This window comes from Streptomyces sp. NPDC047014, assembly GCF_040644195.1.
In the GTDB taxonomy this organism is placed as follows: Bacteria; Actinomycetota; Actinomycetes; order Streptomycetales; family Streptomycetaceae; genus Streptomyces.
In genome coordinates this window covers 93,128-116,794 of record NZ_JBEYVX010000013.1, presented here as the reverse complement: position 1 = coordinate 116,794, position 23,667 = coordinate 93,128, and the positions used below count along the sequence as shown (strand labels likewise).

General features: G+C 71.5%; 22 protein-coding genes and 2 pseudogenes. 12 read left to right on the top strand and 12 right to left on the bottom strand.

Features of this window, described 5'->3' with window-relative positions:
• Positions 1-71: 71 nt before the first annotated feature.
• The 3 genes from ABZ873_RS11555 to ABZ873_RS11545 form a co-directional block, all read right to left on the bottom strand.
• Positions 72-977, bottom strand: a complete 906-nt coding sequence (locus tag ABZ873_RS11555) for a tyrosine-type recombinase/integrase (RefSeq protein WP_360868814.1) — start codon at positions 975-977, stop codon at positions 72-74.
• Positions 978-1,272: 295 nt separating this feature from the next.
• Positions 1,273-1,506, bottom strand: coding sequence for a helix-turn-helix domain-containing protein (locus ABZ873_RS11550; RefSeq protein ID WP_360868812.1), 234 nt, complete (start codon positions 1,504-1,506; stop codon positions 1,273-1,275).
• Between the two features lie 150 nt (positions 1,507-1,656).
• Positions 1,657-2,811 carry a tyrosine-type recombinase/integrase gene (locus tag ABZ873_RS11545; protein WP_360868809.1) on the bottom strand — a complete coding sequence of 385 codons (1,155 nt, stop codon included), beginning with the start codon at positions 2,809-2,811 and terminating at the stop codon, positions 1,657-1,659.
• A gap of 94 nt (positions 2,812-2,905) precedes the next feature.
• On the opposite strand from ABZ873_RS11545, the pseudogene ABZ873_RS11540 reads away from it, so the two are divergent.
• Positions 2,906-3,070 (top strand): annotated as a pseudogene (locus tag ABZ873_RS11540) (pirin family protein); the annotation flags it as partial.
• Between the two features lie 906 nt (positions 3,071-3,976).
• On the top strand, positions 3,977-4,348 hold the full coding sequence (locus ABZ873_RS11535) for a hypothetical protein (RefSeq protein ID WP_360868823.1): 372 nt from the start codon (positions 3,977-3,979) through the stop codon (positions 4,346-4,348).
• A 135-nt stretch (positions 4,349-4,483) separates the two neighbouring features.
• Here ABZ873_RS11535 and ABZ873_RS11530 read toward each other — a convergent pair.
• Positions 4,484-4,687, bottom strand: a pseudogene (locus ABZ873_RS11530) (DUF5133 domain-containing protein); the annotation flags it as partial.
• A gap of 192 nt (positions 4,688-4,879) precedes the next feature.
• Between ABZ873_RS11530 and ABZ873_RS11525 the strand changes: the two are divergent.
• The gene (locus tag ABZ873_RS11525; RefSeq protein ID WP_360868806.1) at positions 4,880-5,395 is read left to right on the top strand and encodes a hypothetical protein; all 516 of its coding nucleotides are present in this window, start codon (positions 4,880-4,882) and stop codon (positions 5,393-5,395) included.
• 382 nt (positions 5,396-5,777) lie between these two features.
• On the opposite strand, the gene ABZ873_RS11520 is transcribed toward ABZ873_RS11525, so the two are convergent.
• The gene (locus tag ABZ873_RS11520; RefSeq protein WP_360868803.1) at positions 5,778-6,395 is read right to left on the bottom strand and encodes a TetR/AcrR family transcriptional regulator C-terminal domain-containing protein; all 618 of its coding nucleotides are present in this window, start codon (positions 6,393-6,395) and stop codon (positions 5,778-5,780) included.
• Between the two features lie 67 nt (positions 6,396-6,462).
• On the opposite strand from ABZ873_RS11520, the gene ABZ873_RS11515 reads away from it, so the two are divergent.
• Positions 6,463-7,725, top strand: a complete 1,263-nt coding sequence (locus ABZ873_RS11515) for a beta-ketoacyl-[acyl-carrier-protein] synthase family protein (protein ID WP_360868800.1) — start codon at positions 6,463-6,465, stop codon at positions 7,723-7,725.
• 132 nt (positions 7,726-7,857) lie between these two features.
• Here the strand turns inward: ABZ873_RS11515 and ABZ873_RS11510 are convergent, their stop codons facing one another.
• Positions 7,858-8,232: a DUF4267 domain-containing protein gene (locus ABZ873_RS11510; protein WP_360868797.1), complete on the bottom strand. Its 375-nt coding sequence runs from the start codon at positions 8,230-8,232 to the stop codon at positions 7,858-7,860.
• Between the two features lie 240 nt (positions 8,233-8,472).
• On the opposite strand from ABZ873_RS11510, the gene ABZ873_RS11505 reads away from it, so the two are divergent.
• A complete protein-coding gene (locus ABZ873_RS11505) occupies positions 8,473-8,922 on the top strand; it encodes an SRPBCC family protein (protein ID WP_360868794.1) in 450 nt (149 codons plus the stop codon).
• A 177-nt stretch (positions 8,923-9,099) separates the two neighbouring features.
• Here ABZ873_RS11505 and ABZ873_RS11500 read toward each other — a convergent pair whose 3' ends face one another.
• Complete coding sequence (locus ABZ873_RS11500; RefSeq protein ID WP_360868791.1) at positions 9,100-10,554, bottom strand: glycosyltransferase 87 family protein; 1,455 nt, start codon at positions 10,552-10,554, stop codon at positions 9,100-9,102.
• Positions 10,555-10,667: 113 nt separating this feature from the next.
• On the opposite strand from ABZ873_RS11500, the gene ABZ873_RS11495 reads away from it, so the two are divergent.
• Positions 10,668-11,810, top strand: coding sequence for a molybdopterin-dependent oxidoreductase (locus tag ABZ873_RS11495; RefSeq protein WP_360868788.1), 1,143 nt, complete (start codon positions 10,668-10,670; stop codon positions 11,808-11,810).
• Positions 11,810-12,214, top strand: a complete 405-nt coding sequence (locus tag ABZ873_RS11490) for a hypothetical protein (protein WP_360868786.1) — start codon at positions 11,810-11,812, stop codon at positions 12,212-12,214. The genes ABZ873_RS11495 and ABZ873_RS11490 overlap by 1 nt, the downstream gene beginning before the upstream one ends.
• Positions 12,215-12,294: 80 nt before the next feature.
• Here the strand turns inward: ABZ873_RS11490 and ABZ873_RS11485 are convergent, their stop codons facing one another.
• The 3 genes from ABZ873_RS11485 to ABZ873_RS11475 are packed head-to-tail and all read right to left on the bottom strand — an operon-like array spanning position 12,295 to position 14,284.
• On the bottom strand, positions 12,295-12,954 hold the full coding sequence (locus tag ABZ873_RS11485) for a methyltransferase domain-containing protein (RefSeq protein WP_360868783.1): 660 nt from the start codon (positions 12,952-12,954) through the stop codon (positions 12,295-12,297).
• Positions 12,951-13,571 carry a DUF2064 domain-containing protein gene (locus ABZ873_RS11480; RefSeq protein WP_360868780.1) on the bottom strand — a complete coding sequence of 207 codons (621 nt, stop codon included), beginning with the start codon at positions 13,569-13,571 and terminating at the stop codon, positions 12,951-12,953. The genes ABZ873_RS11485 and ABZ873_RS11480 overlap by 4 nt, the downstream gene beginning before the upstream one ends.
• A complete protein-coding gene (locus ABZ873_RS11475) occupies positions 13,568-14,284 on the bottom strand; it encodes a glycosyltransferase family 2 protein (RefSeq protein WP_360868777.1) in 717 nt (238 codons plus the stop codon). The genes ABZ873_RS11480 and ABZ873_RS11475 overlap by 4 nt, the downstream gene beginning before the upstream one ends.
• A gap of 124 nt (positions 14,285-14,408) precedes the next feature.
• On the opposite strand from ABZ873_RS11475, the gene ABZ873_RS11470 reads away from it, so the two are divergent.
• Together ABZ873_RS11470 and ABZ873_RS11465 are read left to right on the top strand one after the other, a co-directional pair.
• A complete protein-coding gene (locus ABZ873_RS11470) occupies positions 14,409-15,266 on the top strand; it encodes a response regulator transcription factor (protein WP_360868774.1) in 858 nt (285 codons plus the stop codon).
• Positions 15,259-16,368 (top strand): HAMP domain-containing sensor histidine kinase, encoded by a 1,110-nt coding sequence (locus tag ABZ873_RS11465; RefSeq protein WP_360868771.1) that lies wholly within the window; start codon positions 15,259-15,261, stop codon positions 16,366-16,368. Before ABZ873_RS11470 ends, ABZ873_RS11465 begins: the two co-directional genes overlap by 8 nt.
• An 84-nt stretch (positions 16,369-16,452) precedes the next feature.
• On the opposite strand, the gene ABZ873_RS11460 is transcribed toward ABZ873_RS11465, so the two are convergent.
• Positions 16,453-17,517, bottom strand: a complete 1,065-nt coding sequence (locus ABZ873_RS11460) for an NAD-dependent epimerase/dehydratase family protein (RefSeq protein WP_360868768.1) — start codon at positions 17,515-17,517, stop codon at positions 16,453-16,455.
• Positions 17,518-18,409: 892 nt separating this feature from the next.
• Here ABZ873_RS11460 and ABZ873_RS11455 point away from each other — a divergent pair.
• From ABZ873_RS11455 to ABZ873_RS11445, 3 genes are all read left to right on the top strand, one after another.
• Positions 18,410-19,978, top strand: a complete 1,569-nt coding sequence (locus ABZ873_RS11455; RefSeq protein ID WP_360868765.1) for a DUF4331 domain-containing protein — start codon at positions 18,410-18,412, stop codon at positions 19,976-19,978.
• 86 nt (positions 19,979-20,064) lie between these two features.
• Positions 20,065-21,408 (top strand): tetratricopeptide repeat protein, encoded by a 1,344-nt coding sequence (locus tag ABZ873_RS11450; RefSeq protein WP_360868762.1) that lies wholly within the window; start codon positions 20,065-20,067, stop codon positions 21,406-21,408.
• Positions 21,405-23,120 carry a sulfite exporter TauE/SafE family protein gene (locus tag ABZ873_RS11445; RefSeq protein ID WP_360868759.1) on the top strand — a complete coding sequence of 572 codons (1,716 nt, stop codon included), beginning with the start codon at positions 21,405-21,407 and terminating at the stop codon, positions 23,118-23,120. Before ABZ873_RS11450 ends, ABZ873_RS11445 begins: the two co-directional genes overlap by 4 nt.
• Here the strand turns inward: ABZ873_RS11445 and ABZ873_RS11440 are convergent.
• The gene (locus ABZ873_RS11440) at positions 23,110-23,388 is read right to left on the bottom strand and encodes a hypothetical protein (RefSeq protein WP_360868756.1); all 279 of its coding nucleotides are present in this window, start codon (positions 23,386-23,388) and stop codon (positions 23,110-23,112) included. The genes ABZ873_RS11445 and ABZ873_RS11440 overlap by 11 nt on opposite strands.
• Between the last annotated feature and the right edge of the window lie 279 nt (positions 23,389-23,667).

The window sequence follows — 23,667 nt, the reverse complement described above, 5'->3', positions numbered from 1 at the left end:
AGGGGGGGGCGGCGCCCCCTGGCGGAGCTTCAGATTTTGCGGTGCTCCTTCACTGCGGCCTATCGGGAGAATCAAGCAGCGAGGCCAAAGTTTAGGAGCTTGGCGGCTTGTCCGAGGGTTCCAGGCATTAGGTGTCGGTAAGTCTTGAACGTAATCTCGATGCTTTTGTGCCCCATCCATTCGGCTACATCTGTGATGGCGATGCCATGGCTCAGGCAATTCGACGCGAAGAAGTGACGCATGCTGTAAATGACCATGCCATCGGGGAGGTCGAGAGTCTGTGCATTACGAAGGCGTTGCCACTGGTTCTGGAAGAAATACGGCTGGAATGCTCGGTATCTGTCTTTAGGGTGCCGAAGTAGGTAGCCGTCGGTGGTTCCGTGCTTGTCGGCATGCCACTCGATTGTCTCTCTGACCTGCGTCGGCAACGGGACGTCGCGATATTCACCCTTCTTTCGATGTTTGATCGGTCCGTACTTTCGTGTGGTTTGGTTCACTTGCTCAGTGACGCGGTAGACATCGTCGGCCACCATGTTGTTCACGTTGACCGCAGCAGCCTCGCCGTTGCGCAGGCCGCAGCCACTCATGAGATCTACGAGCAGGCGGAAAGAGTCGTCACCCTGGCTGCGAAGCAACGCCAGTTGGGATGCCGTAGGAATCACTGCGCGCACGGGGGAATATTGGGGATGTTGGACCCCGATGACCGGGCTCTCCTGATAGACGCCCAGGCGACGAGCATCCAGAAGGATAGTTGCGAGCTTGTCGAAGGCATTTGACTGAGCGGCTGGTCCTACGCCGCGCACTTCCATATGTCGCACAAATTCGTCGACAATCTTGTGATCGAATGAATCCATTCGTCGGCTACCGAAGAAGGGCAACAGGTGGCACCCAAGAAGCGAGTCGAGCTGCTTGACAGAAGATTCTGCCAAGTGTCGTTGACCACCTCGCCATTCGGTTACGTACTCGGAGAACGTCATCCGTCCGTATCTTCTGGCGCGTTCAGCCTTTGACGGGCTTCCCGTGCCTCTTTTTGCCCGATACGCCTCTGTGAGCCTCGTTATGGCCGCGTCCTGGGTAGTGAAACCGGACTCTTGGGTTTGGCGCCCCACAGGGTTGCGATATCGGATCTTGTAATCATGGGAACATTTCGACCACCTATTCGTCGGGTGGTCGCAGGATTTGAAAAACGTCCCCATTCCCCGGGGCAGGGTTCTTGCTGTCAAATTTCCTCCATCTGGCCCTGTGTGCAATCGATCGTGAACGTTGCATTTCTCAATTGAATGGGACGCTTTGTTGCTCGATCCATTTTTGGACTTCTGATACGCGAAACTGCATCTTTGCATTGCGCCCGGCGCCGAATTTGTATGCAGTCAGGCCGATGCGGGCGGCCTCCCGGTACACCCAGGCAACCGACATGTTCAGATGTTCGGCCAGTTCCCTGGTTGTCATAAACTGTGCTGGCATTCTGCTCCCTTTGTCGCGGGCTGGGTGTTCCTGTGCTGTCATAGTCCGCAGATTCCCCGGTTTCGGAAACCGGGGATCGTCGGCTATGTAGGGAGGGCATCCTGTGCGTCGTGTACCTGTGCTCGGTGGGGCGGTATTCGGCCGCACGCGGCGCGCGGGGCGCTCGTGGCCATGCCGGCGCCGCGCACAGCCTCATGCGATGAGCCCCAGGTCCAGGAGCTTGGCCGCGCTGCTGATCGAGCCGGGCATGAGGTGGCGGTAGATCTTGTACGTGATCTCGATGTTGTTGTGCCCCATCCACTCGGCGACGTCGGTGATGGGGATGTTGTGCCGCAGGCAGTTCGAGGCGAAGAAGTGGCGCATGCTGTAGATCACCATCCCGTCGGGTATGTCGAGATCTCCCCGCCGTTTCAATCTCTGCCACTGGTTCTGCAGCAGGTAGGGCTGAAAGGGCCGTGTGGGGTCACGGGGGTGGCGAAGCAGGTAGCCGTCGACGTTCCCGTGCACTTCGGCGTACCACTCGATGGTGCTTCTCGTGCTGGCCGGCAGCGGCACGTCGCGGTACTCACCGGCCTTCCGGTGCTTGAGGCGGTCGTACGTCTTTGTGGTCTGGTTGACCTGCTCCGTCACCCGGTAGACGTCGTCGGCCACGAGGTTCCGCAGATTGACTGCGGCCGCTTCGCCGTTGCGGAGGCCGCAGCCGCTCATCAGGTCGATCAGGAGGGTCAGCGTGTCGTCGCCGGCGACGCGAACGGCCTGGAGTTGCTCCGGAGAAGGGATCACGGCGCGCTTGGGGTCGTACTGGGGAGGCTTGACCCCCGAGAGCGGGTTGTCGTCGAAGAGTCCCAAGCGACGTGCGTCGAGGAGGATCGCCTTCAGCTTGTCGTAGGCATTGGACTGGGCTGCCAGGCCGACGCCGTTCCGCTCCATGGTGCGTATGAACCCGTCGACGACTTTGTGGTCGAAGCTGCTCATCCTGCGGCTGCCGAGGGCCGGGAAGATGTGGTGCTGCAGGAGCGAGTCCAAGTGGCTCAGGGACGCCGGCGCCAAATGTCGCTGGCCTTCCTTCCACTCCGCCGTGTACTCCCGCAGCTGCATAGTGCCGTACTTTGCGATGCGCTCGGCCTTGGCGTCTTGCCTCGGAGCGGCCTTCCTAGCCTTGTAGAGAGTGGTCAAACGGTCGATCGCCTCGTCCTCCGTGGCGAACCCCGACTCCTCGGCCTGTCTCCCACCGGCGTCCCGGTAGCGGACCTTGTAGGGGTGGAGGCACTTGGCCCACCGGGCGGGGGTGTGCTTGCACTCCTTGAAGAAGCTGCCCATTCCTCGCGGGAGCGTCTTGGCGGCCATTGCTGGGGCCTCCTCGGGTTCTTATGCTGACAGTTTGCTGACCGTCAGCGATCCGGGCCCCAGTTGACCTGGGAAAACGTCGTGCTGCACCGAGATGTTCTGGAACTGGATCGGCCGGTCACACGAGGAGATCACCCAGTTCCACGAGGACTGGACAACCGGCACCCGCTACGGCGAGGTAAAGGGCTACGCGGGCCCCCCGATCCCGGCCCCACCCCTCCCCCCGACCCACCTCAAGCCACGCGGCAGGGTCCGCTGACCTGCTGCTTCATGCGGACCTGGGCTGGGTGAGTGCTCGCACCCAGCCTTCCGCTCCGGGTTCCGGAATTGATGCCGCCGGACGCGGTCTGAGTGTGTGCGGTCCTGGTGGCCGAGGCTCATGCGGTGCGGGCCGTAACTGGCTTTGGCTGGACGCATGCTGACCTTCTGCTGACGACGGGCAGGAGCGGGAAGCCGTGGGAGCGAACGGCAGCGGGCTCGGCTCCGCCCGCGGTTGCCGAGTAGAGCAGGGGCCGTGCACCTCGTCTGGGAGCACGCGGATGAGAACACCCCCGCGGGGGCGGGAGCAGGAAGTACCGGATCAGGAGTCGCGGGAGCGTAGGCGCTCTTCGAGCGTGCTGAACTTGCCGCTGCTGCGGTTTAACCGGGCGATCTCCAGCCGGGGCTCCAGGGTCTCGTGGCCTGCGGAGCAGCGCAGCCGGACTCGCCTCTCGTAGGCCCAGTACGACCCAGCCGCGGTACGCCGCGCACTGCGGGCACGTCCGGACCTCGCCGCCGAGGACCAGCGGGTTCTGCCACGGCGCGAACCGCCCCATGCTGTGATCGAGCTGCAGGTTGGTCGGCAGGAAGCCGTCGGCGACTGGCGCGGCCGAGCCGAGGTCCTGTGCCGACTGCGGGTCCTGCGGCCACGGTGGCGCTTCGTAGGCCAGCCCCGGTACACCGGCGGGCTGCTCGGTAGCGGCCGCTCGCCCTGCTGGTCCGCCCTGGGGATCGGTCGGCGGTACGGGCCGCCCCCTGAGAGCTGCAGAGAAGCCGGGGTCAGATCCTGCTACCGGGACCGCCCGCACCTGTCAAGCCACGAGATCCAGGTACGTGACGCCGGGCGAGGGCTGGGGCGTACTGGATACATCACCTCGCACCACTCCCCAGCCCAAGGAGAAGGATCATGACGCTGACCGTTCGACCCCGACGCCTGGCCCTGCTCGCCGTCTCCACCGCGTTCGCCGCAGGCGGCGTGCTCGTCCCCACGACCGCCTTCGCCGCCCCGGCGTCACCGCACACGGTCGTCGCGAACGGCCACCAGGACCGGTCCCACGACGACCATTCCGACAAGTGGGACCACGACAAGCGCGACAAGTGGAGCAAGGGGGAGCATGGCAAGTGGGACAAGGACTCGCATGGCAAGTGGGACCACGACAAGTGGGACCACGGCAAGCACGACAAGTGGGACCACGACCACGGGAACAAGGCCAAGCACAAGCCCTCGGAGTGGCAGTGCTTCGCAGCCCCGTGCGTTCCGCCCAGCTGGCACCGGTGACCGTACGCCTGCGGCCCCGCCCCTCCCGGGCGGGGCCGCAGGCGTACGGCGGGTGGATCGGCGCCGCCGGGTGTCAGCGGTCCGGGTGGCGGGGCGCAGGGGGCTCGGGCCCTGGATCCGGTCGGCGGTGATCATGCGCTCGGCGGCGGTCGGCGCAGGGTGGACGGCCCCGTGGCCGAGCAGCACGCACAGGGTGCGGCCGGCGTCCTCGTAGCGGACCCGTGCGGACGTGTCGTCCCGGGCGGCTAAGGTTCGCGACAGCACGACGAGGGTGGGGCATGGCAGCGCGACGAAGGCATGACGTGGCGGGACGCGGGCGGACGGGATGGGCCGCGGCATGGGCTGCGGGACTGCTGATGGCGACGGGATGCCTCCCGTCCGCCCCCGGCGCGGCCGACCGTCCGGCAACCGGGCCTGCGGGGGACCGGCTCCTCGACGGGGGCGGGGTCGCCGTCCTGAGCGCGTGCGGGAAACCTGGCCACGTCCTCGACCCGGGCCCCCGGCCCGTCCAAGAAGTCGGCGACCCCGCAGATGGTGGTGCTCGCCTACGGCTACTCCAGCGACGGGGCCGACGACCCGGGACGGATCACGATCAACCTGTCCATTGCCCCGGGAAGCAGCACACCGCTGCTCCTGGGCAGACCGCTCGGCGGGCGGGGCGTCAGCGTGGAGATCCATGGCCCGGACGGGCTGGTGATGGCCGCCCACAGCATGCCCGCGGCACTGGAGAGCGACCCGCCCGGCGACAAACTGGCAGCGGGGCCCGCGCCGCTCAATTTCGAGATCGTCATCCCCGCCGCCGCGATGTGCCCCGGACACCGTCTCCGCGACGCGGTGAGGGAGGGCACCGAACCCGGCGAGAAGGCCCACGCCCTCACGGTCGGCGTCCGCGACCCGGCTGTCGCCCGCCACCGGAGCGCCCACGGTGTCGAGGACGCGGTCGACCTGCTGGTCGCCTCCTGGCCCCCCAGCCCCGGGCCGGCCGACGGCGGCGGCACCCTCCCGGACGACCAGGCACCCGAACGCTCCGCGGAAGCCGCCGGCTGACCCCGCCCCGGCCGGAACCCGCGGCGCGACCGGGTGGCCGGCAGCCTGCGGCTGGAGGACCAGGCGCAGCGGCTGCATCTCCCGGCTACCGGCGCCGACCTCGGGCGCGATCCGCCTCGATGGCGTGATGGCCACGGCGCCCACCCGGATGTGGGTGGATGCCCCGTCACGCCCGGCCCCCGCGCCGATGTCGATCCGGCCGCGTACGCGGGCGTCCCGACCTGTCCCCTGCCCTCTGCCCTCTGCCCCCTGCCGGCTTCGGATTGCGTGGAGCGGCAGCTCGGCCTCCGGCGACCGCCCGGCCGGGTCACGTAGGCGCCCCTGAAAGGATTCGGTCGGCGATTCGACTGGAGCCTGTCCGGCGGATCATGGCCGACCAGCCCTATTCGCGCCCCGGTCCGTCGTGGACGGTCAGTGCTCCGGCGAGGTCGAGGTCGGCGAAGGTGCCGTGCGCCCCGGCCCGGACGAGCAGCACCGCACCGAGCGCGGTGCTCCAGAACGTCCTGGCCTCCGCGCCGAGCGGCCGGCGGGTCTGCCAGCCGCGGCTGTCGACGAGCCGGCCCACGAAGCGCTCGGACTGCCGGAACAGCAGCTGGAGATGCCGGTCGACCACAGGGGCGAGCTCCGGCTTGGAGATCGCCGCGGCGAGCGCTCGTGCGGCCGACGGGAGCGAGGGCATGGCCAGTACGGCGCGGGCGACGTTGCGCCGGAAAGCCGCCGCGTCGGGGGCCTGCCGGCCGATGCGCTCGATCCGCCGGGCGTCGTGCAGCAGCCCGAGGAAGGCCGCGTGCACGAGCAGCGCGTCCTTGGACCCGAAGTGGTAGGTGACCTGGTTGGGGAAGACGCCCGCCGCGTTCGCGATCTCCGCGACGCTCGGCTCGGCGCCGTCCCGCTCCCCGCAGAGCCGTGCGGTCACCTCGATCAGCAGGCGCCTCGTCGCACGTCCCCGGTCGCGCGACCGCGTCGGCGTCGCCCCGGCTTCGGTTCGCTTCTTCTCCACACCCGAAATTGTATGTGATACAACAAGCTCTCGTTCGCTTGTATCGCATACAAGAAAGATGAGGGACATGCACCCGACCGAAGTCGTCGTCACCGGACTCGGCGCGATCACACCGCTCGGCAAGGACGTGGAGTCCACCTGGAACGCCCTGCTCGCCGGCGGGTCCGGCATCCGCGGCGGTGTCCTGCCCGGCCACCAGGACGTCGGCCTTCCCGACGTCGCCGCGGGGATGATGGCGGCCGACCCGGCCGATTCCCTGCCGCCGGTGCGGGCCAGGCGGCTCGACCGCTCGCAGCAGGCGGCCCTCGTCGCGGCGGCCGAGGCATGGGCCGACGCCGGTGCCCCGCGGGTGGACCCCGACCGGCTCGCCTCCGCGATCGGCACGGGCATCGGCGGCGTACAAACACTGCTGCGGGAGGACGACACGCTGGAGGCGGCCGGAGCGCGGCGCGTCTCGCCCCGCACGGTCCCGATGCTCATGCCCAACGCGGCGGCGGCCCTGATCAGCATCGAGTACGGAGCGCGGGCCGGTGTCTACACACCCGTCTCGGCGTGCTCCTCCGGCGCCGAGGCGATCGCCCTGGCAGCCAGGCTCATCCGCGCGGGCGAGGCGGACGTCGTCATCGCGGGCGGGACCGAGGCCGCGATCGCCCCGATCACCGTCGCCGGCTTCGTCCAGGCGCAGGCACTCTCCCGGTACACCGCCGAACCCGCCTCGGCGTCCCGGCCGTTCGCCGCGGACCGCAGCGGCTTCGTGCTCGGCGAGGGCGCGGCCGTCGTGGTACTCGAAAGCGCCGAGCACGCCGCCGCCCGGGGCGCGCGCGTCCACGCGGTGCTCGCGGGCGCCGGCATAGCCGCCGACGCCCACCACATCACCGCACCCGCCGCCGACGGCTCCGGCCAGATCGCGGCCATGCGCAAGGCGCTCGCGCAAGCCGGCCTGGCTCCCGGGCAGATCGCCCACGTCAACGCCCACGCCACCGGAACCCAGGTCGGCGACGTCGCCGAGGCGCGCGCGATCGGGAAGGTCTTCGGCCGCGCCACCGTGACCGCCCCCAAGGCCGCACTCGGCCACCTCTTCGGCGCGGCCGGCGCGATCGAGGCGCTCATCGCCGTCCTCAGCGTGGAGCACGGCATCGTCCCGCCGACCCGCAACCTCGCCACGGCCGGCATCGGTCCCGACATCGACCTCGACGTCGTCACAGAGCGACGGGACGCTCCCCAGGAGGCCGTGCTCAGCAACTCCTTCGGCTTCGGCGGCCAGAACGTCTCACTCGTCGTCACCGCCGCGCGGCACCCCGCCTCCCGAACGGCCGCGACCACACCATGACCCGCACGCACACCCCGACGCCCGGCCCTGACCCACCGCATGAAGTCAGCCATGAGCGGTCCGGGCTCGTCGGCGAGCCGGAGCATGTTCAGCAGCCGAGTACAGGAGATCCGGCACGGTCGTGCCCCTGCCTCAGGAACGACTGCTGCGCAGACTCAGCGCGCACAGCGAAGCCCAGGACAGCGCGAACCCGGCCGCTTTCCGGCGCGCCTGCCTGCTGTCGAGCAGTACGCCGAAGAGCGCCGCGTCAGCGGTGTCGGCAGCGATTCGGCACCACGTCGCGGTGCGCCGCGCGCTCTCGCTTCCGGCGGCGGCCATCGCGATACCGATGCAGGTGTCCCGTGCTCCGATGGCTCTGATCAGCAGTCCCGTCTGCTGTGTGGGACGGCCCTCAGGGTCCAGGGGAAGATCGCACGGCTTCGCGAGCCACTCCGGCCGCACCATGATGGCGACGCCGTAGAGCGCGGTGGCGGCGCCCAGTACACGAGGGAGATCGATCGACTTCAAGTTCAAGGTTGCGTCCTTCCGTGGGGGCTCGAATGGTGTGCGTGCCCGGCAGCAGTACTTCGCGCTGCCCTCCCCGTTCGGATTCACGGGCGGGCGACACGTCACCGCGTCCGGCCGGCCCGGAGGTACGACTGTCCGGGGGTCATGGGATGGCCGGGCGGGGGCAGAGGCGCCCGCAGGGGAAGGGCTCCCTGGATACGGGCCGGGCGCCGTCCGGCCGACGAGGAGGAAGGACGCGTCGTGTCGAAGGTCGAAGAGTCCATCGAGGTCGATGTCCCCGTACGGACCGCCTACAACCAGTGGACGCAGTTCGAGTCGTTCCCGCACTTCATGGACGGTGTGGAGCGCATCGAGCAGCGCAGCGACACCTTGACCCACTGGGTGACGAAGTTCGGCGGGGTGGACCGCGAGTTCGAGGCGGAGATCACCGAGCAGATCCCCGACGAGCGGGTCGCCTGGACCACGGTCGGCGGCGAGGTCAGGCAGGCCGGCGTGGTCACCTTCCACCACCTCGCCGACAACAAGTCGAAGGTGATGCTGCAGATGGACTACGACCCGGAGGGCTTCGCCGAGAACGTCGGCGACAAGCTCGGCTTCGTCAAGCGGCAGATCACCGGTGACCTCAAGCGGTTCAAGGAGTACATCGAGGAGCGCGGCCGCGAGACCGGCTCCTGGCGCGGCGAGGTCTGACCCCCGCACGGCCGGCGCCTGAACACCGCCGGCCAAGCGCTCCCTCCGAGCGGAGCGAGGTACGCCCCGGCCCATGCGGCCGGGGCTCCGTCCTGCGGCGCCCCGGCGGCGCAGGCGATACCCGCATCGCCGCGTGCGTGACCCCATGCCATCCACGAGTCACGCCGCCCGCCTGCCTCATCGGACTCGGCCGGAATCGGCGGCCGGGTCGGCCAGGCGGTCGCGTCGCGCGGGCGGGTCGTCGGCCGGCTGAGCCGCCGCTCGGCGCCGGATTCCGCTCATCACGAGGACGAGGGCCGCGGCGGCGCCGTAGGCGAGGTCGGTCAGTGCCGGCCGGTAGCCGAACGCCGGGGCGAGGACGTAGACGGCTGCGCCCGCCAGGGGGACGCCGAGCCATTCCCAGCGTCCGTCCAGCGCCACCAGGGCGATCAGGAGCAGGGCGTACCACGAGTAGCCGGGGGTGAGGAGGAGGAACGCCCAGCCGGTGACCAGCAGGGCGCCGCTCCACGGGCGCCGTGGATCACCGCGCCGCATGACGTACACGGCCACGGCGGCGATGGCGGCGACCAGGACGGGGAACGCCCAGCTGTCGGGCAGGACCAGGCGCAGGAGCGAGTAGCGGGACCCGGCCGAGGGGTCGTCGTAGCCCTCCTCCTCGACGTAGCCGCCGAGGTAGCCGAAGACCGAGCCGTGCGAGAGGAGGACGTACGGGACGTAGGCGAGCGCCACGAAGGCCGCGGCGGGCAGCACCACCGCGGCCGCGTCGCGGACGCGCCGCACTCCGGACAGGGCGCCGGGGAGGACGACGGCCGGCATCAGCTTGGTGGCGATCGCGGCGCCGATCAGCACACCGCCCGCCGCCCGCCGGGGCAGGGCCCCGGAGGCGACGAGGCCGAGTCCGGCGACCGCGAGGAGCACACCCAGTACGTCGATGTGCGCGTTGTTGACCGCTTCCAGGGGGACCGCCGGGCACCAGGCCCAGTACGCGGCCCCGCGGAGGTCGTCGCCGCGCCGTCGCAGGACGAGGAGGAGCGCCCCCGTGACGCCCAGCGAGGTCAGGGCGGCACCGATCTGCAGAGGCTTGTGCCGGGCGCCGACGGGGGAGAGGCGGTCGACGGCCAGGAAGTACACCTCGGCGACGGGAGGGTAGATGGTGTGGACGGCCGGCCTGTTGATCCGGGTGCAGTGGGGCGCGCCCCCGGCGTACGGGACCTGGGCGAGGCCGGGACCCCGGCAGGCGGCCCCGGTGGGGAAGAGCCAGGGGTCGCGCAGCCCGGCGAGCGCCGGGTCCTGCGGTGCGTGGTCGTACGGGGAGACGCCGGCCGACTGGACGCGGCCGTCCCAGGCGTAGCGGTAGGAGTCGGTGCTGGTCCGGGGCGGTCCCCACAGCCCGGTCACCGTGACGGCGACGGCCCCCGCCACGATCAGCCACGCGGCGCGGCGGGCCGGGACGCGGCGCAGTGCCGCCAGGGCTGCGGCGAAGAGCACCCAGCAGGCCGCGTACCACCAGAACAGGCCGACGGGGTCACGGAAGTAGCCGCCGTACCCGACGGTGAGGACGAGGGCCGTCGTGAGGGTGGCGAGGGTGAGGACGGCGGCGGCGGGGGCGGTGCGCGCGGAAAGGGCTTTCACCTGGGGAAGCGTCCCAGCAATCGGCCCTCCGACGACGGGTGGCGCCACGGGCGTCCGCGTTTCGTAAGGTGTTGGGACGGTCCGGGCGGGCTTCGCCGGGGTGTGATGGGGGCATGCGTCCCACCCTGCCTCCGCGGCCGCCCGTGACGTTCAAGGCCCGTCTGCACGATGCCCGTACCGCGACCGCGATCGGCCGTTGGCTCGGCCTGGCCGTGGTCGTATGCTTCGCGACCGGTGTGCTGAGCCACTACCTCCAGCATCCGCCGGGATGGCTGGCCGACTGGCTCCCGAGCCGGCCGTACTGGGGCTACCGGGTCACCCAGGGCCTGCACGTGGCTTCCGGGATCGCCGCGATCCCGCTCCTGCTGGCCAAGCTCTGGACGGTCTACCCGCGGCTGTTCACCTGGCCGCCCGTGCGGTCCCCGCTGCACGCCCTGGAACGGCTCTCCGTGTTCGTCCTCGTCGCAGCCGCGCTGTTCCAACTGTTCACCGGGCTGCTGAACATCTTCCAGTGGTACCCGTGGCCCTTCAGCTTCGTTCCCGTCCACTACGCGGTCGCCTGGCTGCTGTTCGGCTCGCTGCTCCTGCACCTGGCCGTGCAATGGCCCCGGATCCGGGACCACTTCACCCGCCGCTCGCCCGGAACCCTGGCGCTGCCCGAGGCCGACGATCCGGACCGGCGCCGGCTCCTTCTCGGCGTGACGGCGGCGGTGGGCGCGGTGACACTGACCACGGTCGGACAGTCCGTCACCGCGCTCGGCCCGCTGGAACTCTTCAGCCCGCGCAGCCCCGACCACGGGCCCCAGGGACTTCCCGTGAACAGGACGGCCGCCGCGGCGGGCGTCACCGGAGCCTCGCTGGCCGGATGGCGGCTCGTTGTGGCGGGACCGCGCCCCTGCGCGCTGACCCTGGACGAGCTGCGCGCGCTGCCCCAGTACGAGGTGACCCTGCCCATCGCCTGCGTCGAGGGCTGGAGCAAGTCCGCGCACTGGACCGGCGTACGGGTACGAGACATCCTGGAGCGCGCGGGAGGTGGTCCGGACTCGCGGGCCCGGGTCGTCTCCCTCGAAAAGGCGGGAGCCTACCGGGTGATGGAGATGGGCCGGCTCTACGCGCAGGACCCGCTCACCCTGCTCGCCCTGCGTCTCAACGGGGAGGTGCTGTCCCTGGACCACGGCTATCCGGCGCGGATCATCGCCCCGAACCGGCCCGGTGTGCTCCAGACCAAATGGGTCGGCCGGCTGGAGGTGGCGTGATGGGCTTCCGACTCGTGATGGGCGGATCCGGGCTGGTGTGCGCGGGCTGGGGCGGATGGCTGCTGCTCCAGCAGCCCGAGCCGTGGCGGATCGCCGTATGGCTCGGGGCAGGCGTCGTGGTGCACGACGCCTTCCTCGCGCCGCTGGTGATCGCCGTCGCCGCACTCGCCGCGGCGGCGGGCCTGCGCCTGCGCGGAGTCGTGCGCGCGGCACTGATCGTGGCGGGGTCCCTGACCCTGATCGCCCTGCCGGCTCTGCTGCGGCCCGGTGCTGTGGCCAACCCCAGCGTCCTGCCCCTCGACTACCCGCGCAACTGGCTGCTCGCCATGGCCGCCCTCGCACTCCTCACCCTCGGCTGGGCGGGCGCCCGGGCCGTGCTGCGCCGGGTGGGCCGGAAGCACTGACGGGGCGCCGTACGACATGAAGCCGGGGTGGGAGCCGCTGACACGCGGTCCCACCCCGGCGGTACGTCGTATGGGAGCCGTCAGCGGGTGAGGTGCACGAAGGTCCGGCCCGCCGCCATCCAGGTGTCGTACGGTGTCCAGCCCGCGCCCTCCGCCCCGGCGCACAGGGCCCGGGTGCCGAGCCGGGCCCACCGGAAGGACGCGCCACGGCCGCCGTTTCCGTCCTCGACGTGGACCTCGACCCGTTCGTCGATGTCGGCGGTGGCCACTTCGACGAGCAGGGAGCCGCCGGGGGCGGTCAGTTCGCGGGCTCGGCGCAGCAGGGCGGCGGGGTCCCCGCCGATGCCGATGTTCCCGTCGATCAGCAGGACCGTACCCCAGCCGCCCACGCCGGGCAGCGGGTCGAAGACGGACCGGCACAGCGCGCTGCCGCCGGCCCGGACGGTACGCGCCACCGCCTCGGGGGTGACGTCCACGCCGAGCGCCGTGCGACCGAGCCGGGCCAGGGCCGCGACCAGACGGCCCGGTCCGCAGCCGACGTCGAGGACCCTGCCGGTACATCGGGCCAGGACGGTGCCGTCGGCGGCGTCGGGCTCCGCGCACCACCGCTCGACGTCGAGCGGCAGCAGCCGGCCGTCGCGGCGGCGGAGGTAGAGGGGGCCCCGGCCCCTGCGCAGAGCGTCGGCGTACGGGTCGGCCCGCCAGGCGAGGGCGGCGGGTTCCGTGAGCTGGGGGGTCATCCCGCCACCGCGCACAGGTCGGTGTGCAGGGCGGCGAAACGGGTCCGCGGTGCGGCGGCGGCCACCCGCGCCGCGTCGGCGGGGGTGTCCACGTCGCACAGCTCGGGCAGGTCCCGCACCGCCAGCCCCGCGTCGGTGAGCCGCTGCCGCTGCACCTCGCCGGTGTGCGCGACGGACATGGGCACGCCGAGGAGGAGGGCCGGCCGGGGGACGGACAGGCCGAGTGCCCAGAACCCCCCGTCGTCGGCGGGCCCGAACCAGGCGTCCGCCTCGGCGAAGTCGAGACCGGCGGCGAGGAGGTCCGGGGTCACCTGCGGGGTGTCCATGCCGATGAGCAGGGCGGGCCCGTCGGCCAGGGCGAAGGCGGCGGCCAGCCGCACGTCGAGACCTCCTGCCGCCTGCGGTGCGACGTCGATGCCGTCCGGGATCCAGGGGCCCGGCTCCCCGTCCAGGACCAGGACGCGCCGCCGTGCCGGTGCGGCCAGGACCGCGTCCAGGGTGTCCCTGAGCGAGGCCAGGGCCAGTTCGGCCGCCTGCCGCGGGGTGAACGCCGTGGTCAGCCGGGTCTTCACCCGGCCCGCGACAGGGGCTTTGGCGATGACGAGGAGTGTGCTCATGCGGGCGTCCCTTCCACCGGCGCGGGCCGGGCAGCCATGGGCTCTGCCAGCACCTGGCGCATGTCGCGCACGGCGTGCCAGGTGCCCCGCCAGGTTCCGGTGACCTTGGACTTCCCCGAGCGCGGCAGGTAGGGGACGTCCGTCTCGGCCACCCGCCACCCCGCGTCGGCGGCCCGTACGACCATCTGGAGGGGATAGCCGCTGCGCCGGTCGGTCAGCTCCAGGCCGAGCAGGGCCTCGCGGTGCGCGACCCGCATCGGGCCGAGGTCGTGCAGCCGCAGTCCGGTGCGGCGGCGCAGCATCCGGGCCAGGGCGATGTTCCCCGCACGGGCGTGGGCGGGCCAGGCGCCGCGTCCCCTGGGACGGCGGCGGCCGAGCAGCAGGTCGGCCTCACCGGCCGCGACCCGCTCGGCCATCGGGGCGAGCAGACCGGGGTCCATGGAGGCGTCGCAGTCGCAGAAGCAGACCAGCTCGGCGCGTGCGGCGAGCAGCCCGGCGTGGCAGGCGGCTCCGAAACCGCGCCGGGGCTCGTGCACGACGGTGGCGCCGAGGTCGCGGGCGATGTCCGCGGAGCCGTCGGTGGAGCCGTTGTCGACGACGATGGCCCGCCACCCGGCCGGCACCCGTGCCAGCACCCAGGGCAGGGCCTCCGCCTCGTCGAGACACGGCAGTACGAGGTCCGCGCGGGGCGGACGGCATGCAGAAGGAGTCACCCTCCACACCGTAGGAAGCGGAAGGCGCGGAAGGGCGTCGGAACTCCTTACGAAACGCGGACGCCGCCTCGCATGGCTGCGGCCCCGGGTCCGCCCGGGGGGACCGCGATGTCACCCTGGAGGCATGGCACCCAGCAATGAAACCGATCGCGGCTCCTTCTCGGGGGAGGGCGCGGCGCGCGTCCTGGTGGTGGACGACGATCCGACCGTCTCCGAGGTCGTGGTCGGCTATCTGGAGCGGGCCGGGTTCACCGTGGACCGCGCCGCCGACGGCCCGGCCGCCCTGGAGTCCGCCGCCCGGCACCGGCCGGACCTCGTCGTCCTCGACCTGATGCTGCCGGGCATGGACGGACTGGAGGTCTGCCGCCGGCTGCGGGCCCGCGCGGGTGGGGTTCCTCCCGTACCCGTGGTCATGCTCACGGCACGCGGAGACGAGGACGACCGCATCCTGGGCCTGGAGGTGGGTGCGGACGACTACGTGACCAAGCCCTTCAGCCCCCGCGAGCTCGTGCTGCGCGTACGGTCGGTCCTGCGCCGGGCGTCCCCGCTCCCGGCCGACGAGCCCCGCCTCGCGGCGGCCGGCCTGACGATCGACCTCGCCGCCCGCCGGGCGACGAAGGACGGGGCGGAACTCTCCCTCACCCTCAGGGAGTTCGACCTCCTCGCCTACTTCCTGAGCCATCAGGAACAGGTGTGCGACCGGGAGCGGCTGATGCGCGAGGTCTGGGGCTGGGACTTCGGCGACCTCTCCACCGTCACCGTGCACGTCCGCAGGCTACGGAGCAAGATCGAGGACGACCCGGCCGATCCGCAGCTGATCCGGACGGTATGGGGGGCCGGGTACCGCTTCGAGGCGGGCCCGCAGCCGGTGGGCTCGCATCCGGTGGGCTCGCAGCTGGCGGGCTCGCACCCGGTGGGCCCGCACCCAGCCGGCCGGCAGGCGGCCGGGACGGGCACCCGGGCGGAGGGCGACCGTGCGTGACCTGCTGCTGATCGCCCTGTACGCCTTCCTCGGCGCGGCCGCCGCAGGTGTGCTCGGCGCCACCGCCCTGCGGATACTGCGCCGGCGGAGCATCGCCGCGTCCCTCGCGGTCGTCGCCGCCGTCGCCGTGTGCACGATGCTCGCCGGGACCCTCTCCGTAGCGTGGGCGATGTTCCTGTCCTCCCACGACCTCGCCGTCGTCACCACCGTCGTCGCGATGGCCGCCGCCGTGTCCCTCGTCACCGCCCTGCTGCTGGGCCGTCAGGTCGTCCTGCGCTGCCGGGAACTCGTCCGCGCGGCACGCGACTTCGGGGAGGCCGGCACCTTCACGGCTCCCGCGGCGCCCGCCCCCGCCGAACTGGTGGCGCTCAGCCGCGAACTGGCCCTCACCGGCGAACGCCTCTCCGCCTCGCGGGAACGCGAGCGCGCGCTGGAGACCTCGCGCCGCGAGCTCGTGGCCTGGATCTCGCACGATCTGCGGACCCCGCTGGCCGGGCTGCGCGCCATGTCGGAGGCACTGGAGGACGGCGTGGTGGCCGATCCGGCCCGCTACCACCAGCAGATGCGCGCCGAAGTGGAACGCCTCAACTCCATGGTCACCGACCTCTTCGAGCTCTCCCGCATCCACGCCGGCGCGCTCTCCCTCAGCCCGACCCGGGTGTCCCTCTACGACCTGGTCGGCGACGCACTCGCGGGCGCCGACGCCCTGGCCCGCGAACACGGCGTACGGCTGGCGGGCGGCGGTGTCGCCCCGCTGCCGGTGGAGGTGGACGGCAAGGAGATGACACGGGTGCTGTCCAACCTGCTCGTGAACGCCATCCGCCACACCCCCGCCGACGGAACCGTGGCGATCGCCGCCGAACGCCGCGAGGACGCCGTGGTCCTGTCCGTCACCGACGCCTGCGGCGGCATCCCCGAGGAGGACCTGCCACGCGTCTTCGACACCGGCTGGCGCGGCAGCCCGGCGCGCACCCCGCCCTCGGGCGCGGGGCTGGGCCTGGCCATCGTCCGGGGCATCGTCGAGGCCCACTCCGGACACGCCGACGTCCACAACGTTCCCGGCGGCTGCCGCTTCGAACTGACCCTGCCCGCACCCGCGTAGCCGCCTCCGGCTCCGACCCGGGAAAGCGGCGCGGCGGCGCGGACGGGTCCCGTGAGGGAACCGCCCGCACCGCCGCGGTGCGGTTCACGCGACGGCGCCCGCCGATGCCCGCTGTCCGGACCGGGCGAAGGCGGCCATCCCGTCAGCGAAGCCCACCTCGGGACGCCAGCCCAGTTCACGACGCAGCCGGGTGGAATCGGCCGTGATGTGCCGTACGTCGCCCAGGCGGAACTCGCCCGTGACCACCGGCGCCGGCCCGCCGTGCGCCGAGGCCAGTTCGGCCGCCATCTCGCCGACCGTGTGCGGCTCCCCGCTGCCCGTGTTGAACGCGGTCAGCGTGCCGGCCGCCATACCGCCCACCGCCTCCAGTGCCACCACGTTCGCCGAGGCCACGTCCGTGACGTGGACGAAGTCCCGCCGCTGCGCACCGTCCTCGAAGACGCGGGGTGCCTCGCCCCTGGCCAGCGAGGACCGGAAGAACGAGGCCACCCCGGCATAGAGGGTGTCCCGCGGCATCCCCGGCCCGTACACGTTGTGGTAGCGCAGTGACACCGCACGGCCTCCCGTGCAGCGGGCCCAGGAGGCCGCCAGGTGTTCCTGGGCCAGCTTCGTCGTCGCGTAGACGTTCCGCGGATCCGTCGGTGCGTCCTCGCCCACCAGGCCCGGCGCGAGCTCGGCTCCGCAGTCGGGGCAGCGGGGCTCGAAGCGCCCTGCCGTCAGGTCCTCGGTCCGCCGCGGCCCGGGGCGCACCGCTCCGTGCCGCTCGCAGGTGTACCGGCCCTCTCCGTAGACGACCATGGACCCGGCGAGCACCAGCTCCCGTACCCCGGCGGCCGCCGTCTCCGCCAGGAGCACCGCGGTCCCGAGGTCGTTGCAGCCGACGTAGTCGGGGGCGTCCGCGAAGTCCTTGCCGAGGCCGACCATCGCGGCCTGGTGGCACACCGCGTCCACGCCGCGCAGTGCCGCCCGCACGGCTTCGGCGTCCCGTACGTCCGCCCGTACGAACTCCGCGTCGGGCAGCGGGGGAGTGCCGGGATGGGCGGCGGGAAGCAGGGCGTCGAGGACGACGGGGTCGTGCCCGCGGGCCGTGAGGGCGGTGGCGATGTGGGAGCCGATGAACCCGGCTCCTCCGGTGACGAGTACGCGCATGGCCGGGACGCTACGCGGTGCGGGATCCCCGGGCGGTCTCCCACGCGTGGACGTAAGACTTCCGTCATCCGGACCTGGCGCGTGAGGCGTCCCGTCGGCCGCGTAGGCAATCTGCCGAACCGCACCGCGGCTCAACCCCCTCCTGCCGCATGCCCAGGGCCCCGCAGGCTCGCCCGGATGCAGGAACGGACCCACTCCTCCGGGTGAACGGGCCGCCGGCCGCCAAACCGCACGGCGGGGCCGGACGAAGAGCAGGTGCGGCCCGCCCGCCGCACCTCCGGCCGGGGCCGCTCCGGCCCGGGCCGGAAGTTGAGGAAGACGAAAGGGAAAGACCGAGAAACAAGCACCCGGTTCTTCGTCGTCGGAGGCAATACGAAAAGTGCCTCCGCGTGACTCTTTCTCGAAAGAAGAGAAACGTTTCCTCGTTTTTCGCCGGGGATTTTCAAGTCCTTTTGCGTCCGGCGTCTGCGCCCCCTACCGGAATCGCTGCCCGCTTCCCGCCCCGGGCCGAGTACACCGCTTCTCTGTTATTGCACATGGCGTGCAATAACAGATCGTGCCCTGATCGGCCTAGTCCTTGCCCGGCGTGTTGCCGCAATTAATTCTGCTCTCATGTTTCCGCCTAATGGCTGTGGTCAGGCATTTTGCGTTCCTCGCGACGCGGGACTTGTCACGTGACCGCAGAATGCGGTCATGCGTGAGTGGCGCGGCATGCTTTCCTTCCGTCTGCGCGCTCGGGGCGTAAATGCTCTGAATCGGAGCGGCGGGCTTCCGCGCTGCTCCGCCGCCTCATGGGCGCGCTGTCCGACCATCTCGTCACCCCCCCCGAACACCCCTGTCCGCCGGGCTCATGCAGTCGGCGGCCCGGGGCTCGCAGTCGAGAGGATCAGCATTGAAGTCCATCTCCGCACGGCCCCGTTCGCGGCGTCTGCTCGACCAGTCCCTCCTCGTCCTGGGGGCCGGAGCGCTCGCGACCGGCCTCGCCGCCCTCACCCTGGCGCCGGGAGTGAGCGCCGCCTCCAGCCACCGCGAGGCGCCGCTGATCGCGGGGGACCCCCGTGCCGACAACACCGACGTGTACGCGTACACCAGCCTGGACCGGCCCGACTCGGTGACGTTCCTGGCGAACTGGATCCCCTTCGAGGAGCCCAACGGCGGCCCGAACTTCTACGCCTTCGGCGAGGACCTCCGCTACAACATCAAGATCGACAACACCGGCGACGGCGTCTCCGACATCACGTACACCTGGCGCTTCCACAACAGCTACCGTGACAGCGCCAACCAGTTCCTCTACAACACCGGCCCGGTCACCTCGCTGAACGACCCGGACCTCAACTTCCGGCAGGTCTACGACCTGGTGCTCTCCCACGGCAACGAGAGCCGCGTCCTGCTCTCCGACGTACCGGCCGCTCCCTCACGCGTCGGCCCGGCGTCCATGCCGAACTACGCCGCCCTGCGCAACCAGGCCATCCGCACCATCCCCGGCGGCGGCAAGACCTTCGCGGGCCAGGCCGAGGACCCGTTCTTCGCCGACCTGCGCGTCTTCGACCTCCTCTACGGCGGAAATCTGTCCGAGCGAGGCCAGGACACCCTCGCCGGCTACAACGTCAACTCCGTCGCCCTCCAGATCCCCAAGTCGCAGCTGGCCCTCAAGGGCAACAGCACGCGCAACCCGGTCATCGGCGTGTGGTCTACGACCGACCGCCAGGGCGTCCAGATCTCCGACTCCCGCGACAAGCAGCACGGCGACCGGTGGAAGCAGGTCTCCCGGCTGGGCAACCCCCTGGTCAACGAAGTCGTTGTCCCGCTCAAGTACAAGGACGCCTTCAACACCCTCAACCCGGACCAGGACCGCACCGTGCAGCCGGTCGTGGACAAGGTGCTCGACCCGATCCTCCCCAAGCTGATCCAGCAGGTCTACGGGATTCCGGCCCCCGCCACCCCGCGCAGGGACCTGTTCGAGATCTACCTGACGGGCATCTGCAAGGCGTGCGGCCCCATCCAGGCCGACCTCAACGCCCACAGCCTCAACAGGGACGCCAAGCGCCGTGACATCGTCCCGGCGGAAGAGCTGCGCCTGAACATGAGCATCCCGCCCACCGCCAGCCCGAACCGGTACGGCGTCCTCGCCGGCGACCTGGCTGGCTTCCCCAACGGCCGACGACTGACCGACGACGTCATCGACATCTCCCTCCAGGCCGTCGAAGGCGCCGCCCAGACCGGGCAACTCGTTCCCGCACTCGCCGACGGAGACCGCGTCAACGCCAACGAGGTGCCGTTCGGGGCCACCTTCCCGTACCTGGCACTTCCGCACACGAAGTCCGTCAACAGCGGCCCGAACGCACCTGAGCGCTCCGGCACCAAGAACGCGGCGGCCCTCGGCGGCCTCGGCGCCCTGCTCATCGCCACGGGCGGCCTCCGCCTCCGCCACCGCAGCAAGCAGGGCCGCAAGGCCGGCTGACTCACCCCACGCCGGGTGGGGGCCGCGAGGTCGGTCCCCCGGCCTCCGCCCGGTCCCCCTTCGCTGACTCCACCGGGGAGGATCCCGTGCACCGTCCCGACGACGTACCCACCCCCGCGATCCGGCAGCGCAGACGTCTGCGCGCCACCGCGATCGCCATCGCCCTGGGCGTGGTCATGTTCACCGTCGGCGCCATCAGTCTCTCCCCCTCGGGCTCCAGCACACCCGGCACGCCTTCCACCACCTCGCTCCAGCAGAGCCCGGCCCGCGGCGTCGAGGCGCTGCGCGAGCGCGTCAAGCGCCTGCCGAACGATCCGGTCAGCTGGGCGGACCTCGGCATGGCCCTGGTCCAGCAGGCCCGCACCACAGCCGACCAGGCCACCTACGCGCAGGCGGAGACGGCCCTGCGCCGCTCCCTCGCGCTCCAGCCGGCACAGAACCTGCACGCCGAGATCGGCATGGGCGCGCTCGCCGCAGGCCGCCACCAGTTCACCGACGCCCTCGCCTGGGCCCGCAAGGCGGTCGCGACGAGCCCCGCCACTCCGGCCTCCTACGGGGTGCTGGCCGACGCCCACACCCAGCTCGGCCACTACCGGGAGGCGGAAGAAGCCGTCCAGAAGATGGCCGACCTCCGGCCGGACAGCGCTTCCCTGGCCCGCGCCTCGTACGTGTGCGAACTCCGCGGCGACACAGACCGGGCCAGGGCTCTCATGGAGCGCGCGCTACGGGCGGCAGGCACCCCCGGCGAGCGCGCCTTCGCCCACACCCACCTGTCCTCCCTCGCCCTGGACAGCGGCGATACCGCCACCGCCATGCGCCAGGCGCAGGACGGCTTGGCCCTCACCCCGCGCGACGCGGGTCTGCTGGAAGCCCGGGCCAAGGCATACATGGCCTCGGGCGACCGCGAGCGGGCCGCAGCCGACTACACCGCGGCCATTGCGGTGGCCCCGCTGCCGCAATACCTGCTGGGCCTCGGGGAACTGCAGCAGTCCCTCGGACACCAGGACCAGGCCGAGGCCCAGTACGCGATCCTGCGCGCCCAGGAGACACTGCGCCGGGCCGGCGACGCACCGGCCGACACCGACGCGATCCTCTTCGAGGCCGACCATGGTGACCCCCGCAAAGCCGTGACCATGGCCGAAGCCGCCCTGCGGGAGCGGCCCTTCATCGCCGTCCACGACGCCTATGCCTGGGCCCTGCACCGCGCGGGACGCCATCAGGAGGCACTCCCGCAGGCCGACGACGCCCTTGCGCTGGGAACCCGTAGCGCGCTCTTCCTCTACCACCGCGGCGCCATCCAGCAGGCTCTCGGCGACACCACGGCCGCCCGGAGCGATCTCGGACAGGCGCTGGCCACCGACCCCTCCTTCCACCCCCTCCACGCCCCCGCGGCGCGCGAGGCGATCCGGCGAATCGACGGCACCCCATGAACCCCACCATCCGTCGGCGCCTCGCCGCCGCCCCACTCGCAGCCGTCCTGCTCGCCCCATGGGCGCTGCTCGTCTCCGCCCCGCCCGCGGCAGCGCATCCGCTGGGCAACTTCACCGTCAACTACGCGACCAGCCTGACCCTGGGCCCCCACCTGCTCGCGGCCGAGATCGTCGTCGACCGAGCGGAGATCGCCGCAGCCCAGGAACGCTCACTCATCGACCGCGACCGCGACGGATCCGTCACGCCCGACGAGCGGGCCGTCCACGCCGCGGCCCAGTGCTCCGCACTGGCCTCACAGCTGACAGCCGACCTCGACGGCGCCCGCCTCCCGTGGAAGCGCGGCACCGACACGCTGACCTTCCCCGCCGGCGAGGCAGGACTGACCACCAGCCGGCTCACCTGCCACCTCACCGCGGCCGCGGACCTGAGCTCTCCGGCCCGCGTCCAGATCGCCACGCACTACGACACGGGGCGGGTCGGCTGGCACGAGATCACCGCCCGCGGCGAAGGCGTCACCCTGACCCGCTCCACCGTCCCCGCCGCCTCCACCACCGACCGGCTGCGCCACTACCCCCGGGACCCGCTCACCGCGCCACTCGACCAGCGCGCCGCAGACCTGCGGACCGCGCCGGGCGACGGCCCCGCCTCCCGGATCGTGCCGCCCGGGCTGCCCGGTGCCGGCCTGGTCGCCACCGCGGTCGACAGGGTCTCCGCCCTCTTCGACACCCTGGTCGGCAGCCGCGAACTGACCGTCCCGGTCGGTCTCCTCGCCCTGCTGCTCGCCGTGGTCCTCGGTGCTTCGCACGCCGCGCTGCCCGGACACGGAAAGACGATCATGGCCGCCTACCTCGCAGGCCGCCGCGGTACGCGGCGTGACGCCATCACCGTCGGCGCCACGGTCACCCTCACCCACACCGCGGGAGTCCTCGCCCTCGGCCTGGCCCTGCCCCTCGCCACCCACCTCGCGGGTGAAACCGTCCTCAGCTGGCTAGGTCTCGCCAGCGGCCTCCTCGTCACCACCATCGGCCTGCGACTCCTGTACTCGGCGCTACGGGGGCGACCGGTCGACCACAGCCATGGGCACGGGCACCACCACCACGGCCACGGGCATCACCACCACGGCCACGGCGACGGGCATCACGACCACGGGCATGGCCACGGGCATCACGACCACAGCCACGGCCACGGGCATCACCACCACGGCGACGGGCACGGGCATCACCACCACGGCCATGGAACGCCTGTCGGCCTCCCCTCCTCACGCCGAGCGCCAGACAGCGGGACGGCCGGCGGTGTCACCACCGTCCTGACGAAATCCGATGCCGAGCTCTCCCACAGCCACACGCACGATCACGAGACCCCCCACCAGCACGCCCCCACAGGCCGTCGCCGTTGGTCTCTGATCGGCATCGGGATCGCCGGGGGCCTCGTACCCAGCCCCTCGGCACTGGTGGTCCTCCTCGGCGCTGTCGCCCTCGGCCGGACCGCCTTCGGTGTCCTCCTGGTCACCGGCTACGGACTCGGCATGGCCGCCACCCTCACTGTCGCCGGCCTCCTCCTCGTGCGGCTGCGCGACCGTATCGCCGCCCGCACCACCGAACGCGCCGCCGCAGGTCTCCGACTGCTCGGACGTTTCGGTCCCGCCGCCACGTCAACCCTCGTCATCCTTGTCGGCGCCGGAATCATCGCCCGCACCCTCCTCACCCTGTGACCACCTCTGCCGCCTCAGCCTGACGAAACGACGAAACGGCGACATCGCGGCCGGAGGCGATGCAGCGGCTGCAGAGGTGCCGCACGAACACCGCCGGCCGTGAGGGGCCCACGAAAAACGCGCCCAGCGCCCTCACCAGGGCCAACGCACCCAGCGCCCGGATACCTCGACCGAAGTCGGTGTGGACGGCCGGGACCTTCGAGGCCACCTTCGGCGGCACGCCCTGCTCCGACGCCGCGTCCGACAGCTCCTCGACCAGGGCGTCCACGTCGATCTGGTCCGGCCGGCTGAGAGGGGCACTCTGCGTCGACCCGGCCGAGCGGGAGCGGGGGATTTTGTACCGAGTTCACGAGGGTGTCAAGCCCCGACTTTCCGGAACATGACCCGGGGGTCGCCCCCGGGGCTTACTTGTGGTGCGGGCCTCACCGGAAAGAAAAAGAGGCTCGACAGAGAAAAGGAAAACCTTCCCGAGGATCCCTTCTCTCGCGGATATCACCGCACCGTCCCGGAAATCCGGTACGTCACATACCCCTTTTGAACTTGTAGG